Origin of the sequence: Pseudomonas lalucatii, from assembly GCF_018398425.1 — a bacterium.
GTDB lineage: Bacteria > Pseudomonadota > Gammaproteobacteria > Pseudomonadales > Pseudomonadaceae > Aquipseudomonas > Aquipseudomonas lalucatii.
In genome coordinates, this window is the sequence record NZ_JADPMV010000001.1 from 2538057 (window position 1) to 2553177 (window position 15121).

A 15121-nucleotide genomic window follows, 5' to 3' on the forward strand; every position below is an offset into this window, starting at 1 on the left:
GGATGACCGGCCGGACACCTGAGCCGGCTGAACGGATCGACTGGCGGATGACCTCCAAGTGAACCAAGACTGGCATGGCGCCCTGCTGCGCCGCCTGCTGCTGCTGATCGGCGGCTGCCTGCTGCTGGGCCTGATCAGCGGCGAATATGCCTGGGCGCTGGCCCTCGGCCTGGGCGCCTACCTGGCCTGGACGCTCAAGCAACTGCTGCGCCTGCACCGCTGGCTGCAGGAGCACCAGCCGGGCGAGGCACCGCCGGACGGCTACGGCCTGTGGGGCGAGGTGTTCGACAGCATCTACCACCTGCAACGCCGCGACGAGCGCGTGCGCGGCCGCCTGCAGGCGGTGATCGACCGCGTGCAGGAATCCACCGCGGCGCTCAAGGACGCGGTGATCATGCTCGACCGCGACGGCAACCTGGAGTGGTGGAACCGTGCCGCGGAGACCCTGCTGGGCCTGCAGACCCCGCAGGACAGCGGCCAGTCGATCAGCAACCTGGTGCGCGACCCACGCTTCAAGGACTACTTCGAGCGCGAGAACTACCTCGAGCCGCTGGACCTGCCCTCGCCGGTCAACAGCCGCGTCCAGCTGCAGATCCACGTCACCCAGTACGGCAACAGCGAGCACCTGATGCTGGTGCGCGACGTCACCCGGCTGCACCAGCTGGAGCAGATGCGCAAGGACTTCGTCGCCAACGTCTCCCACGAGCTGCGCACCCCGCTGACGGTGATCAGCGGCTACCTGGAGACCCTGCTGGACAACGTCGAAGGGGTCAATCCGCGCTGGCTGCGCCCGCTGCAGCAGATGCAGCAGCAAGGCGCGCGCATGCAGAGCCTGCTCAACGACCTGCTGCTGCTGGCCAAGCTGGAGGCCACCGAGTATCCGGCGGACAACCAGCCGGTGGCGGTCGACCTGCTGCTGCTGTCGATCCAGAACGACGCCCAGGCCCTGTCCGGGGCGCGCCGCCACCGCATCAGCCTGGAGGCCGACCCGCACCTCAGGCTCAAGGGCAGCGAGGCGGAGCTGCGCAGCGCCTTCTCCAACCTGGTGTTCAACGCGGTGAAGTACAGCGCCGACGAGGGCCGCATCCACATCCGCTGGTGGGGCGACGAACAGGGCGGCCATCTGGCGGTGCAGGACAACGGCCCGGGCATCGAGGCCAAGCACCTGCCGCGCCTGACCGAGCGCTTCTACCGGGTCGACTCCAGCCGCGCCAGCGCCACCGGTGGCACCGGCCTCGGCCTGGCGATCGTCAAGCATGTGCTGCTGCGCCACCGCGGTCGCCTGGATATCGCCAGCACCCTGGGCCAGGGCAGCACCTTCACCTGCCATTTCCCCAGCACCCAGGTGGTGCGCCGGGCAAAGTAACGCGGCCCTTGCAAAGCCCGGCGCCAGCCCCCACCCTTTAGCGGTCATTGGTCAACCGAACCCTCCATGGACCCCTCCTCTAGTTACTCCGCCGCCACCTATTTCGCCGATTTCGGCCTGGTTCTCTTCGCCCTCTTCCTGGTTCTGCTCAACGGCTTCTTCGTCGCCGCCGAGTTCGCCATCGTCCGCCTGCGCGCGACCAAGGTCGAGGCGCTGGCCGAGCAGCACGGCTGGCGCGGGCACATCCTGCGCACCGTGCATGCGCAGATGGACGCCTACCTGTCGGCCTGCCAGCTGGGCATCACCCTGGCCTCCCTGGGCCTGGGCTGGGTCGGCGAACCGGCCTTCGCCCACCTGCTCGAGCCGCTGCTCGGCGCCGTCGGTATCGACTCGCCGAAGCTGGTCAGCGCCATCGCCTTCTTCACCGCCTTCGCCATCATTTCCTACCTGCACATAGTGGTCGGCGAACTGGCGCCCAAGTCCTGGGCGATCCGCAAGCCGGAGCTGCTGTCGCTGTGGACCGCGGCGCCGCTGTACGGGTTCTACTGGCTGATGTACCCGGCGATCTTCCTGCTCAACGCCAGCGCCAACGCCATCCTGCGCATCGCCGGCCAGGACGAGCCGGGGCCGCACCACGAGCACCACTACAGCCGCGACGAGCTCAAGCTGATCCTCCACTCCAGTCGCGCCCGCGACCCCGGCGACCAGGACATGCGCGTGCTGGCCTCGGCGGTGGAACTGGGCGAGCTGGAGGTGGTGGACTGGGCCAATTCCCGCGAGGACCTGGTGTTCCTGGAGCTCAACGCGCCCCTGGACGAGGTGTTCAGCGTGTTCCGCCGGCACAAGTACAGCCGCTACCCGGTGTACGACGCCGAGGCCGAGGACTTCGTCGGCGTGCTGCATATCAAGGACCTGCTGCTGCACCTGTCGCTGCTGGAGATGCTGCCCTCGGCGCTGAAACTCGCCGAGCTGATGCACCCGATCGAGCGGGTCACCCGGCATATGCCGCTGTCCAGCCTGCTCGAGCAGTTCCGTCAGGGCGGCGCGCATTTCGCCCTGGTCGAGGAAGCCGACGGCAAGGTGATCGGCTACCTGACCATGGAAGACGTGCTCGAGGCCCTGGTCGGCGACATCCAGGATGAACACCGCAAGGCCGAGCGCGGCATCCTCGCCTACCAGCCCGGCAAGCTGCTGGTGCGCGGCGACACCCCGCTGTTCAAGGTCGAGCGCCTGCTCGGCGTCAGCCTCGACCCCATCGAGGCGGAAACCCTGGCCGGACTGGTCTACGAGACCCTCAAGCGGGTGCCCGAGGAGGAAGAAGTACTGGAAGCCGAAGGCCTGCGCATCATCGTCAAGAAGATGAAGGGCCCGAAGATCCTCCTGGCCAAGGTCCTGCGCCTGGACTGACCGCTCAGCCGGCCGGCGCCCCGCGGCGCCAGCCCAGCAGGCCGTGCACGCACAGGGTGGCGAAGATCAGCGCGCCGCCCAGCAGCACCTGGCCGCTCGGCGCCTCGCCCAGCAGCCACCAGACCCACAGCGGCCCCAGCACCACCTCCAGCAGCAGCAGCAGGCCGACCTCGGTGCCGCTGATCCAGCGCGGCCCCAGCTGGATCAGCATGAAGGCCAGGGGCAGCAGCACCCCGGCCATGAAGGCCAGGCCGGCCCACTGCGCCGCGCCCAGGGTCGGGTGGCCGCCGAACAGGAAACCCAGCAGCGACACCAGCAGGGCCCCGGGAATCAGCGAGGGGCTCATGTCCACCGCCGGCCGGCTGCGGGCCAGGGTGAAGTTGCCCGCCAGCAGGGTGGCGGCCGCCAGGGCCCAGGCGTTGCCGGCCAGGCTGTTGCCCGGCGCCTCGTCGGCGACGATCAGCAGTACCCCGGCGACGCAGATCAGGATCGCCAGCAGGGTGCGCAGGGCCAGGCGTTCGCCGAGGAACAGCCAGGCCAGGGCCGCGGCGATCAGCGGCGCGACGCTGAGGATCAGCAGGGTGTTGGCCGCCCCGGCGAGGGTGATCGCCTGGACGAAGCCGATGGTGCTGACGCAGTAGCACAGCCCGCACCCCACGCCGACCCAGCCGCAGCGGCGGGCGGCGGCCGGCAACCCGCCGCGGTAGCGCCAGGCCAGCAGCAGGCCCAGGCCGATGGCCATGAGCAGGCCGCGCCAGGCCAGCACCTGCATGGCATCGGCGGCCAGCCAGCGCAGCACCAGGGCGTCCGGCGACAGCACCAGCACCCCGAAGGCGGTCAACAGCAAGCCCTTCTGTCTGTCCTGCACCTCAGACTCCCCGATCCCGCGCGGCGCCCCGGTACGCCCCTGCGCCCGTCACGCCAACGCGTAGCTGTCGGTCAGCAAGGTACCGAAACCCTGGGGCCGGTGCACGCAGCCGGCCAGTTGCAGGGCATGCCAGAACAGCGCCTGGTTGCTGGAGATCACCGGCAAGCCGAGGCTGCGCTCCAGTTCGCCGAGCAGGCCCAGGGTGCGCAGGTTGGTGCAGGAGAGGAACAGCGCGTCGACCCGCTGGCCGATCAGCAGCTCGCGCGCCGCCTGCTCGATGGCCGCCTCGGGAATGCGCGGAATCTCGGCATCCTCCAGCACGCCGAAGGTGCCGAAGGCCGCCACCTCGTGGCCGGCCTGCTGCAGCCCCTGGCAGATCGGGTAGTTGACCTCGCCGATATAGGGCGTGAGCACCGCGATGCGCCGCGCGTCGAGGCCGCGCAGGGCCGCCTTGACCGCGCTCCAGGGGTTGGTCACCGGCACGCCGGGGTGGGCCTGGTTGAGCAGCCGGGTCACCTCCTGCTCGCCGATCAGCATGCTCCCCGAGGTGCAGCCGAAGGCCAGCACGTCCAGCGGCAGGCCCGGCACCAGCAGCGCGCTGGACCGGCTCAGGCCCTGGGCCAGGCCGCGCAGCCCGTCCGGGGTGACGGTCGGGCTGCAGGGGGTGCGGGTGCTGTACAGCTCGACCCGCTCGCCGAGCAGCTGGCGCCACTCGTTCTCCAGGGTGAAATCGCTGGCCAGCTGCACCAGGCCGATGCGCACGTGGCCGTCATCGCTGGCGCGCACGTGGTCGAAGGTCTGCTGCAGGGCCTGGAACTCGGCGAAGGACTGGATCATCTCAGGCCTCCTCGAGCAGGCGCGCGGCGTAGTTGGCGATGGCGGTGTCCTGCACCCCGGTGCCGGTCAGGTCGCATACGGTGACCTGCTCGGCAGAGCTGCGCGCCTGGCGCTCCTCGGCGATCAGGCTGCCCAGTTCGAACACCTCGCGCTGCAGATCCGGGGCGTGGTGCAGCTCGCCGAGGGCGCGGGACTGACTGAGGCGATCGACCACCAGCACGTCGGCGTTGGCCAGGATGCTCGGCTCCAGCTCGTTCTTGTGCGGGTTGTCCGAGCCCATGGCGGTGACGTGCACGCCCTTGGGCAGGTCGCTCCAGCGCAGCACCGGCTCGCGCGCCGGGGTGGTGGTGACCACGATGTCGGCCTGGGCGCAGGCGGCCGCGGCGCTGTCGTGCACCGTCACCGCCAGGCCGTACTGCTCGCGCATGCGCGTGGCATAGGCCTCGGCCTTGCTGCGCTCGCGGCTGTGCACATGCACCTGGCGGATGTCGCGCACCAGGCGCAGGGCCGCCACCTGCAGTTCGGCCTGCAGACCGGCGCCGATCACCGCGACGCGCTGGGCGTCCTCGCGGGCCAGGTGCTTGGCGGCGATGGCGCCGGCCAGGGCGGTGCGGATGTCGGTCAGGTAGCCCTCGTCGAACAGCACCGCATCGACCAGCCCGGTCTTGGCCGAGAACAGCAGCATCAGGCCGTTGAGGCTGGGCAGGCCGAGTTTGGGGTTGTCGAAGAAACCGGGGCTGATCTTCACCGCGAAACGCGGCCAGCCCTGAATGTGCGCGGTCTTCACGTCCACCTCGCCGTTGCTCTCGGCGATGTTCATGCTGAGGATCGGCGGCATCGCCACCTCGCCGCGGCCGAGGGCGGCGAAGCCGGCCTCGACGGCCTCCAGGGCGGCCGGGTCGAGCTTGACCCGCTCGGCGATCTGCTCACGCTTATAGATTTTCATAGGGGCGCTCTCCGGCCAGGCGGCAGGCCTCGGCAAAGGTGGCGGTGGACAGGTTCTGACCGCTGACCACGAACGCCACGCGGCGCCCGCTCAGGTCCAGCTGGTGCTGCTCGACGGCGGCCACGCCGACCGCGGCGGCGCCCTCGACCAGGAGTTTCTCTTCGCGCAGGAAGTGCACCATGGCGCGGGCGATCTGCGCCTCGTCGACCCTGTAGCCGCGGTCCATGTAGCGCTGGGTCATGGCGAAGGTCCAGGCGTTGTCCAGGCCCACGCCGCCGCCCAGGCTGTCGGCCAGCGACGCCACTTCGGGCACCTGCAGCGGATGGCCGGCGGCCAGGCTCTCGAGCATCGCCGCGCCCTCGTTCATGCTCACGCCGATCACCTCGGCCCGCGGGTTGATGGTCTTCACCGCCAGACCGACACCGGCGATCAGGCCGCCGCCGGACAGGCCGGCGAACACCAGGTCGGTCTCCGGCTGCTCCTCCATGATCTCCAGCCCGCAGGTGCCCTGGCCGGCGATCACCAGCGGGTCGTCGAAGGGCGAGACATAGGCCAGGCCCTGTTCGTCGCGCAGGCGGCGCGCCTCGACGTCGGCCTCGTCCTGGGCCTGGCCGTGGATCACCAGATCGGCGCCGCTGCGGCGCAGGGCCTCGACCTTGTTCTCCGGCACCAGGCGCGAGATGCACACCCTGACCGGAATGCCCAGGTGCTGGCCGGCGTAGGCCAGGGCGCGGCCGAAGTTGCCGGTGGACATGGTCACCACGCCGCGCCGGCGTTGTTCGGCGTCCAGGCCGAGCAGCGCGTTGACCGCGCCACGCAGCTTGAAGGCGCCGGTCGGCTGCAGGCAGTCGAGCTTCAGCCAGGCCTCGCAGTCCCAGCGCCGCGACAGCGATTCGGAACGCACCAGCGGCGTGCGCAGGGCCAGCCCGGCGATGCGCTGGCGCGCCAGATAGATGTCTTGCAGTGTCAGTTGTTTGCTCATGGTTAAGTCCAACCTGTGAACGCAGGCGGGGTCGCCTGCCCGGCGACCCCGCGTTGACCTGGCGCTTACTTGGCCTGCCAGGCGCCGCTGCTGATCAGCTTGTCGGTGACCTTGTTCACCGCCCGCTCGGCGCGGGCGACGATGTCGTCCACCTCGCCGCGGCTGACCACCAGCGGCGGGGCGAAGCCGAGGATGTCGCCGTGGGGCATGGCGCGGGCGATCAGACCCTCTTCCAGGCAGGCGGCGGAGATCTGCGGGCCGACCTTGAGGCTGGGGTCGAAGTGCTGACGCTTGTTGCGGTCGGCGGAGAACTCCAGGGCCGCCAGCAGGCCGATGCCGCGCGCCTCGCCGACCAGCGGATGCTGGCCGAAGGTTTCCTGCATGCGCTGCTGCAGGTAGGCACCGGTGTCGCGGGCGTTACCGGTGAGGTTCTCGCGCTCGATGATGTCCAGGTTGGCGATCGCCGAGGCGATGCCCATGGGGTGGCCGGAATAGGTGTAGCCGTGGCCGATGGCGCCGTAGGTGTCGGTGCCCTGCTCCAGCACCTGCCACACGCGCTCGCCGACGATGACCCCGGACAGCGGCTGGTAGGCCGAGGTCAGGCCCTTGGCCACGGTGATCAGGTCCGGCTTCATCTCGTAGTACTGCGAGCCGAAGTCCACGCCCAGGCGACCGAAGCCACAGACCACCTCGTCGGCGATCAGCAGGATGTCGTACTTGTCCAGCACCTTGCGGATCTCCGCCCAGTAGCCCTGCGGCGGCGGCACGATGCCGCCGGTGCCGAGCACCGGCTCGCCGATCATGGCGGCGACGGTGTCCGGGCCCTCGGCGAGGATCATCTCCTCGAGCTTCTGCGCGCAGTAGCGGGAGAACTCCAGCTCGCTCATGCCGTCGTCGGGGCGGCGGTAGTAGACCGGCGCGACGGTGTGCTTGATGCGCTCCAGCGGCAGGTCGAAGTGGGCGTGGAACACCGGCAGGCCGGTCATGGAGCCGGAGGCGATGCTCGAACCGTGGTAGCCGCGGTCACGGGAGATGACCTTCTTCTTGTCCTTACGGCCGAGGATGTTGTTGTAGTACCAGACCAGCTTGAGCTGGGTCTCGTTGGCGTCCGAGCCGGACATGCCGTAGTAGACCTTGCTCATGCCCTGGCCGGCGAGCCTGACGATGCGCTCGGACAGAGTCGCCATGCCCTCGGTGGTGTGGCCGACATAGGTGTGGTAGTAGGCCAGCTGCTTGGCCTGCTCGTAGATCGCCTCGGCCATCTCGGTGCGGCCGTAGCCGATGTTCACGCAATACAGGCCGGCGAAGCCGTCGATGAACTCGTTGCCCAGGGAGTCCTGGATGCGGATGCCCTGGGCGCCGGTGACGATGCGCGCCGGGCTCTCGCCGTGGGCGTGCTGCTTCAGGTGGGTGGAGGCGTGAAAGACGTTCTGGCGGTCGATCTCGATGATCTTCTGGGTGTCGATGGTCATGGCATTGCCCTCGTTCGATTCGGTTTCGGGTGGCGTTCAGGCGGCTGAGCGCGGTTAACTTCCGCTGGCGCTGGGCAGGTTGCCCAGGCAGTAGTATTTGATCTGGCTGTACTCATCGAGGCCGTGGCGCGAGCCCTCGCGGCCGAGGCCGGACTGCTTGACGCCGCCGAAGGGCACGGGCGGGCCGGTCATCTTCACCGAGTTGACGCTGACCATGCCGAACTCCAGGCCGCGCAGCAGGCGCCACACCTGGCGCATGTCGTAACCATAGACATAGGCGGCCAGGCCGTACTCGGTGTCGTTGGCCTGGGCGATGAGCTGCTCCAGGTCGTCCCAGGCCAGCACGCCGGCCACCGGGGCGAAGTTCTCCTCGCGGTAGACGCGCATGTCCGCGGTCACGTCGGCCAGCAGGGTCGGCATGAAGAAGTTGCGCCCCGGCGCCTGCTCCTGGTCGCCGGCCAGCCGGCGCGCGCCCTTGGCGACGGCGTCGTCCACCAGCTCCTGGGCCTTGGCCACCGCCTTGGCGTTGATCAGCGGGCCCTGGCTGACGCCACGGACCAGGCCGTTGCCCACGGTCAGCTCGCCCATGCGCCGGGCGAAGGCATCGAGGAAGGGCTGGTACAGCGAGCGGTGCACGAAGATGCGGTTGGCCGCCAGGCAGTCCTGGCCGGTGGTCTGGAACTTGGCGTCGATCGCCGCCTGGGCGGCCTGCTCCACGTCCATGTCCGGCAGGACGATGAAGGGCGCGTTGCCGCCCAGCTCCATCGAGCACTTCTTCACCGTGGCCGCGGCCTGCTGCAGGAGCAGGCGACCGACCCGGGTCGAGCCGGTGAAGGACAGCGCCTTGACCTTGTCGCTGGCGCAGAGCACCTGGGAGACCATCTCCGGCTCACCGGTGATGACGTTGAACACCCCGGCGGGGAAGCCGGCGCGCTCGGCCAGCTCGGCCAGGGCCAGGGCGGAGAACGGCGTCTCGCCGGCCGGCTTGACCAGCACGGTGCAGCCCACGGCCAGGGCCGCGGCGGCCTTGCGGGTGATCATCGCGCAGGGGAAATTCCACGGCGTGATCAGGGCGGCGACGCCGATCGGCTCGCGCACGCTGCCCAGCTGGGCATTGCGGATATGGCTGGGGATGGTCTCGCCGTAGGCGCGGCGCGCCTCCTCGGCGAACCAGCGGATGAAGGAGGCGGCGTAATCGATCTCGCCCCGGGCCTCGTCCAGCGGCTTGCCCTGCTCCAGGGTCATCAGGCGGGCGAGGTCTTCCTTGTTCTCCAGCAGCAGGTCGTGCCACTTGCCGAGGAGGGCACCACGCTCGTCCACCGAGCGGGCGCGCCAGGCCGGGAAGGCGGCGTCGGCGGCATCGATGGCGGCGGCGATCTGCTCCTGGTCGAGCAGGGTGCAGCGGCCGATGGTTGCTTCGCTGGCCGGATCGATCACCGCTTCGTCGCGGCCGTCGTGGCCGGCGACCCACTTGCCGTTGACATAGGCCAGCTGGCGAACCAGGCGCGGATCTTTCAGTGTGTGCATGGACGGCGTCCCCTCTGCGGGCCCTGCAGCGGTGTCGCGCTGCTGGGCGTGGTGCGTGTTTACGGCTTCCACTTTAGGGGGGATGGCCGCGCGGTTTTTTCTCTTGGGCGGCGGCCGGCGCGCGGTTTTTTTTCTTTGCCCGGGCTTTCCCAGGTTTTTTTTCGGCGGCGGCTTGAGGCCGCTGCATCTGGCCGATTCGGGGCGCAGCTTGACGGGAATGCGGCATTGGCCGCGGCAGGTGGCCGGGATCACGACTCCCGACGGCGCCCTTGGGCATGCAGCGCTCGTGTCGAGCGGCCAGGATGGGGCCGGCATCGACCCCGCCAGCCGGGGTCGCCTGCGCGGCATCCTTCCAACAAGAAAATCACCGGCGAGCCGAGCACGGGCCCCACGCCCGCAGCGCTCACGGCGGATGGGGACTCTATGAATCTGATTCTATCGGGGGCGATCATCGCCCTGCTGGCGGCCACCCTGCTGGTCCTGCTGCGCTGGGGCAACCTGCGCTGCACCGGGCCGGAACCCGTGGGCCTGTTCACCTTCCTGGCGATCCTGTTCACCTCCGGCCTGGACATGGGCCTGATCATCTTCCCGCTGACCGAGTTCCCCACCTACGCCGCGGAGGCCCAGTACCAGTTCTCCAACCCCCTGGCGGTGGAGTTCGCCTTCTGGGGTTTCCTGATCTGGGCCTTCTACTTCATCACCACCTTCTATTTCTGCGTGATCGAGCCGCGGGTCAGGCTGTTCGAGCTGCGCCCGGTGAAGCTGGTGAACAACCTGGTGATCGTCTCCACCTGCGCCTTCACCGCCTACCTGTTCCTGGTCAACAGCGCCTGGTACATGCCGGAGCTGGGCGAGGCCTGGGGCTACCTGGTGGTGCTGGCGATCGTCCTGGCGGCGGTCTATTCCAGCACCGACATCCGCTACCTGAAGATCCTCAGCGTCTCCTCGACCTGGCTGTTCTTCGCCCTGATCCTCGGCATGTGGTGGGCGGCCGATCTCGGCGGCGGCCTGTTTGTCGACGCCGCGGCGCAGATCGGCAGCGGCTACTTCGCCCAGTTGCCCGGCTTCATCCTGCCGCTAGGCGACTACCACGCCTTCTACCTGTTCTGGTGGTTCGCCTGGAGCGTGATGATCGGCCAGTTCGTCTCGCGCTTCGTCGGCGGCCTGCGCACCTGGCAGCTGCTGCTGGCGCTGCTGGTGATTCCGTCGATCCCCCTGGCGATCTGGTTCGCCGTGCTGCACGGCTACTTCGACCAGGGCCTGGAGGTCGGTGCGTTCTGGAAGCTGGCCATGCTCGGCGTCGGGGTGATCTTCGTGATCAACTCGGTGGACTCGCTGGTACGCCTGTACACCGACAACCTCGGCATCACCGTGGCCAAGCTCGGCCGGCCGCGCTTCGTCGCCCTCAACGTCGGCCTGCTGAGCAGCCTGGTGCTGCTGTTCAAGTTCACCCCCTTCGAGATCCAGTGGGTGGGTCTGGTGGTGATCGGCCTCTACGCCGTGACCCTGGCGCTGCTGCTGACGCGGCATCGCCGGGCCCTGAGCGGCATCGCCGCCAGCGGCTGAAGCCGCCGGCCGCCGGTGCCTAGTCGCCGGCGTCCAGCTCCAGGGGCGGCTCGGCGTGCTTGATGGTCTTGGTGACGATGTAGGTGAAGTAGCGCTCGATGCCCAGGTCGGTCATCAGCCAGCGGTCGACCAGGCGCTGGTACTGGTCGATGTCGCGGGCCATGACCTTGACGATGTAGTCGATGCCGCCGCCGGTGGCGTAGCACTCGGTGACCTCCGGGCACTCCTGCATGGCCTTCTCGAAGCGCTGGAAGGCCTCGCGGTTGTGCTGCTTGAGGCTGACCTCGACCAGCACCGCGGCGCGCTTGAGCAGCACCTCGGTGTTCAGCTGGGCGCCGTAGCCGCGGATGATCCCCGCCTCCTCCAGGCGCTTGACCCGCTCCCAGCAGGGGCTGACCGAGAGGTTGATGGCCTCGGCCAGGCTGGACTTGGTGATGCGGCCGTTGTGCTGGAGGATGCGCAGAATCTTCAGGTCGTAACTGTCCAGACGCATAGAACCGCTCCGGCGCAGGCTCGTCCTGCGCACCAGACGTGAAAGAGCCGGCGGGACAACCCCGCCGGCTCGCGTGACGAGCGCCGTTTAGTATTTCTGTTCCAGCTCGGCGATCTCGGCCTCCAGGGCCTGCAGGGCGGTGCCGGCTTCCGGGCCGGCCAGTTCCACCAGCTTGTCACGCAGCGGCTCGCTGGCCTTGCGGAAGGTGGCCTGTTCCGCGTCGTTCAGGTGCACCACCTGGATGCCCGGCTTGGCCTGCTGGATCTTCTCCAGGCGCTCCTGGTTGTACTTGGCCTGGGTCTCGAAGATGTAGGGCGCCAGTTCGTCGATGGTCTCGTCGATGATCTGGCGCTGCGCGGCCGGCAGACCCTGGTACCAGGACTCGCTGGACAGCACCGCGACGGTGAACTGCTGATGGCCGGACCAGGTCAGCACGTCGGTGACCTCGTAGAACTTCATCTCCTCGATGGCGAAGATCGGGTTCTCCTGGCCGTCGATCATCTTCAGCTGCAGGGCGCCGTACACCTCGGAATAGGGCAGCGGGGTGGGCACCGCGCCGAACGACTTGTAGGTCTCCACCAGCATCGGCGAGGCCATCACGCGCATCTTCACGTTGTCGAAGTCGGCCGGCTTGCGCACCACCTTGTTGGTGGTCCAGACCATCTCGCCTTCCGGGTACATGCTCAGCAGGCGCAGGTTGCGGGTCTTCAGCTTGTCGGCCATGGGCCCGTAGATGGTCGGGCTCTCGGTCAGCAGCTCGAGGTTGACCTTGTTGTTCTGCGACAGCAGGTAGGGCATGGAGAACACCTGCATCGACGGCGCGGTGGAGCCGAGGATGCCGGTGGAGCCGTGGGTGAACTGCAGCACGCCGTTGGCCACCAGTTCGGTGAGGTCTTCCGACTCGCCCAGGGCGCCGTAGGGGTAGACGGTGACGGTGATGTCGCCGCCGCTCTTCTCTTCCACCAGCTGCTTGAACTTCTGCGCGTAGGCGTCCTGCACGCTGCCGCTGATCTCCTCCAGGGCGAACTTCCACTCCTCGGCCGCCGCCGCCAGGCTCGCCTGGCCCGCCAGGGCCAGGCCCATTGCCGCGGCCAGGGCCGCCTTCTTCAGTGTGCTGAACTTGCTCATGGTGAGGTCTCCGCTTGTTTTTATGTTCAGGGATGTGCGATTGAACCCGCTCGTCTTCAGCCTTCGATTAGGTCGGCGATCACCGCCAGGGTGTCGCCTATGTCCACCAGCGCCGGGAAACGCCGCGCCACCAGCATCCCGTCACGCTCGGCGCGGTATTCCACCGCCGGCGTGCCGGTGCGCTCGAAGGCATGCACCCGCGCCACCAGGTCACCGCGCCGCACCCGATCGCCCAGGCTCAGGGCCAGCTCGAGAATGCCGCGGTGCAGGCTCTGCACGTAGCAACTGGCGTCTGGCATATCCAGCTGCAGCGCCGGCTCGTCGGCCAGCTCCGGCTCACCTTCGATGATCCCGGCGAACTTGAGGAAGTTGCGCACCCCGCGATCGGCCAGAGCCATGGTCTGCGGCGTGCTGGTGCCGCCGCCGCGCAGCTCGGTGGTGACGAACACCTTGCCCTGGGCTTCCACGGCGGTGTCGTACAGCGAGGCCGCATCCAGCTCGAAGAGGATCATGCTGGCGGCGGTGCCGAACAGCCGGGCGCCCTCGATGCACTTGGCCTCCTGCGCCGGGTCCGGCAACCGGTGGGCCGCGGCGAAGGGCAGGATGTCCAGGGTCTTGCCGCCGGAGTGGATATCCAAAGCGTAGTCACACAACGGGATCAGGTAGCGCTGGAAGTAGTCGGCGATGCGCTCGGTCATCGCCCCGTGGGGATTGCCCGGGAAGGCGCGGTTCATGTTGCCCTTGTCGATCGGCGAGGTGCGGCTGCCGTTCTGCACCGCCGGGTAGTTCATCGCCGGGACTATGATCACCCGGCCCTGGACGTCCTCGGCGCGCAGCTCGCCGGCCAGCTTGAGCAGGGCGGTGATGCCCTCGTACTCGTCGCCATGATTGCCGCCGGTGAGCAACGCGGTGGGCCCCGTGCCGTTCTTCACCACGGTGATGGGGATCATGATGCAGCCCCAGGCCGACTGGTCGTGGGAGTACGGCAGCTTGAGGAAGCCGTGCTGTACCCCGTCGCGCGCGAAGTCGACGGTGGCGCTGATGGTGCTTTCGCCGACCTCGGCGATGGTCGAGAGACTGGTCGCCTGCAGGTCGGATTCGGGGGAGATATTCATTTGCGCTGCACTCATCTCAGGCCTTCACGAACAATTCGCGCGGGTAGTCGCAGAGGGTTTCCACGCCGCTGTCGGTGATCAGGATGCTTTCGGTGGTCTCCAGCCCCCAGTCGTCCAGCCACAGGCCCGGCATGAAGTGGAAGGTCATGCCCGGCTGCAACACCGTGGTGTCGCTCTCGCGCAGGCTCATGGTGCGCTCGCCCCAATCCGGCGGATAGCTCAGCCCGATGGGGTAGCCGCAGCGGTTGTCGCCGCGGTCGTAGCCGTAGCGGCGCAGGGTGCTGTTCAGTTCGCGAGCGATGTCGCCGCAGGTGTTGCCCGGCTTGGCCACCGCCAGGCCGGCCTCGAGGCCGGCGTTGATCGCCTCCTCGGCCTTGCGGAACGCCGCCGAGGGCTCGCCCAGGTAGACGGTGCGCGACAGCGGGCAGTGGTAGCGCTTGTGGCAGCCGGCGATCTCGAAGAAGGTGCCTTCGCCCTGCTTGAACGGGCGGTCGTCCCAGGTCAGGTGCGGCGCCGAGGCGTCCTTGCCCGAGGGCAGCATGGGCACGATGGCCGGGTAGTCGCCGAACTTGCCGTCGTGGCCGACGCAGGCGACCCGGTAGATCTCGCCGACCAGCACGTTCTTCGGCAGGCCCGGCTCGATCATCTCGACGATGGCGCGGTGCATGTTCTCGACGATGCGCGCGGCGACGCGCATGTACTCGACTTCCTGTGCCGACTTGATCGCCCGGCACCAGTTGACCAGGCCGGTGGCGTCCACCAGCTCGGCCTGAGGCAGGCCGCGCAGCAGCGCCTGGTGCGAGGTGGCGCTGTAGTAGTAGTTGTCCATCTCCACGCCGATCACCCCGGCGGTCCAGCCCCGCGCCGGCAGCACCTGCTCGCACAGGTAGTCGAGGGCATGGTGCGGCGGGTTCATCACATAGCGGTCGCTGTAGGAGGCGATGTCCTCCTCCGGCAGGTAGACGGTACGGCGCGCGCCGTTGGCGTCGATGCCGCGGCCGTACCACAGCGGGTTGCCGCTCTGGCCGACCACCACGCATTGCGGGGTGTAGAAGGACCAACCGTCATAGCCGGTGAGCCAGGCCATGTTCGACGGGTCGTGGACGATCAGCGTGGCGATCCCCCGCTCGGCCATGGCGGCGCGCACCTTGGCCAGTCGCTGGGCGTACTCTGCACGGCTGAAATTCAACGCGATTTCACTCATGACAGCATCTCGATAACGAACGCCGGGGCGTTCAGGCCTCTATCAGCCCGCCGGACAGCAGCCGGGCGGACGACATTGCTGCGACGCATGGAGCATGGCGCCGAGCCGTTCATGCACCCTCCAGGCCGCTTGCCGTCCCGGTACCGCGGACGTCGGTCCGCCTGGAGAAATTGTACTGAAACCTGCTAAAGTAACCGCGACAAATGCAGG

General features: G+C 68.5%; 13 protein-coding genes. 3 read left to right on the plus strand and 10 right to left on the minus strand.

Features of this window, described 5'->3' with window-relative positions:
• The first annotated feature begins 58 nt into the window (after positions 1-58).
• Positions 59-1366, plus strand: coding sequence for a phosphate regulon sensor histidine kinase PhoR (gene phoR / locus I0D00_RS11605; RefSeq protein WP_213639862.1), 1308 nt, complete (start codon positions 59-61; stop codon positions 1364-1366).
• 66 nt (positions 1367-1432) lie between these two features.
• Positions 1433-2773 (plus strand): hemolysin family protein, encoded by a 1341-nt coding sequence (locus I0D00_RS11610; RefSeq protein WP_213639863.1) that lies wholly within the window; start codon positions 1433-1435, stop codon positions 2771-2773.
• 4 nt (positions 2774-2777) lie between these two features.
• Here the strand turns inward: I0D00_RS11610 and I0D00_RS11615 are convergent, their stop codons facing one another.
• The 6 genes from I0D00_RS11615 to I0D00_RS11640 all read right to left on the minus strand — a co-directional run bounded on the left by I0D00_RS11615 (position 2778) and on the right by I0D00_RS11640 (position 9405).
• Positions 2778-3641, minus strand: a complete 864-nt coding sequence (locus tag I0D00_RS11615; RefSeq protein WP_213639864.1) for a DMT family transporter — start codon at positions 3639-3641, stop codon at positions 2778-2780.
• Positions 3642-3689: 48 nt separating this feature from the next.
• Complete coding sequence (locus I0D00_RS11620; RefSeq protein ID WP_213639865.1) at positions 3690-4478, minus strand: maleate cis-trans isomerase family protein; 789 nt, start codon at positions 4476-4478, stop codon at positions 3690-3692.
• Between the two features lies 1 nt (position 4479).
• A complete protein-coding gene (locus I0D00_RS11625) occupies positions 4480-5424 on the minus strand; it encodes a cyclodeaminase (RefSeq protein ID WP_213639866.1) in 945 nt (314 codons plus the stop codon).
• Positions 5411-6406 carry a hydroxyectoine utilization dehydratase EutB gene (eutB, locus tag I0D00_RS11630; protein WP_213639867.1) on the minus strand — a complete coding sequence of 332 codons (996 nt, stop codon included), beginning with the start codon at positions 6404-6406 and terminating at the stop codon, positions 5411-5413. The genes I0D00_RS11625 and eutB overlap by 14 nt, the downstream gene beginning before the upstream one ends.
• A 65-nt stretch (positions 6407-6471) precedes the next feature.
• Positions 6472-7878 (minus strand): aspartate aminotransferase family protein, encoded by a 1407-nt coding sequence (locus I0D00_RS11635; protein WP_213639868.1) that lies wholly within the window; start codon positions 7876-7878, stop codon positions 6472-6474.
• 54 nt (positions 7879-7932) lie between these two features.
• The gene (locus I0D00_RS11640) at positions 7933-9405 is read right to left on the minus strand and encodes an NAD-dependent succinate-semialdehyde dehydrogenase (protein WP_213639869.1); all 1473 of its coding nucleotides are present in this window, start codon (positions 9403-9405) and stop codon (positions 7933-7935) included.
• A gap of 423 nt (positions 9406-9828) precedes the next feature.
• On the opposite strand from I0D00_RS11640, the gene I0D00_RS11645 reads away from it, so the two are divergent.
• Positions 9829-10971, plus strand: a complete 1143-nt coding sequence (locus I0D00_RS11645; RefSeq protein ID WP_213639870.1) for a BCCT family transporter — start codon at positions 9829-9831, stop codon at positions 10969-10971.
• 19 nt (positions 10972-10990) lie between these two features.
• On the opposite strand, the gene I0D00_RS11650 is transcribed toward I0D00_RS11645, so the two are convergent.
• The 4 genes from I0D00_RS11650 to doeA form a co-directional block, all read right to left on the minus strand.
• Complete coding sequence (locus tag I0D00_RS11650; protein WP_213639871.1) at positions 10991-11464, minus strand: Lrp/AsnC family transcriptional regulator; 474 nt, start codon at positions 11462-11464, stop codon at positions 10991-10993.
• An 87-nt stretch (positions 11465-11551) separates the two neighbouring features.
• On the minus strand, positions 11552-12592 hold the full coding sequence (locus tag I0D00_RS11655; RefSeq protein ID WP_213639872.1) for a TRAP transporter substrate-binding protein: 1041 nt from the start codon (positions 12590-12592) through the stop codon (positions 11552-11554).
• 56 nt (positions 12593-12648) lie between these two features.
• On the minus strand, positions 12649-13707 hold the full coding sequence (gene doeB / locus I0D00_RS11660) for a N(2)-acetyl-L-2,4-diaminobutanoate deacetylase DoeB (RefSeq protein WP_213640275.1): 1059 nt from the start codon (positions 13705-13707) through the stop codon (positions 12649-12651).
• Positions 13708-13723: 16 nt separating this feature from the next.
• A complete protein-coding gene (gene doeA, locus I0D00_RS11665; RefSeq protein WP_213639873.1) occupies positions 13724-14911 on the minus strand; it encodes an ectoine hydrolase DoeA in 1188 nt (395 codons plus the stop codon).
• Positions 14912-15121: the final 210 nt, after the last annotated feature.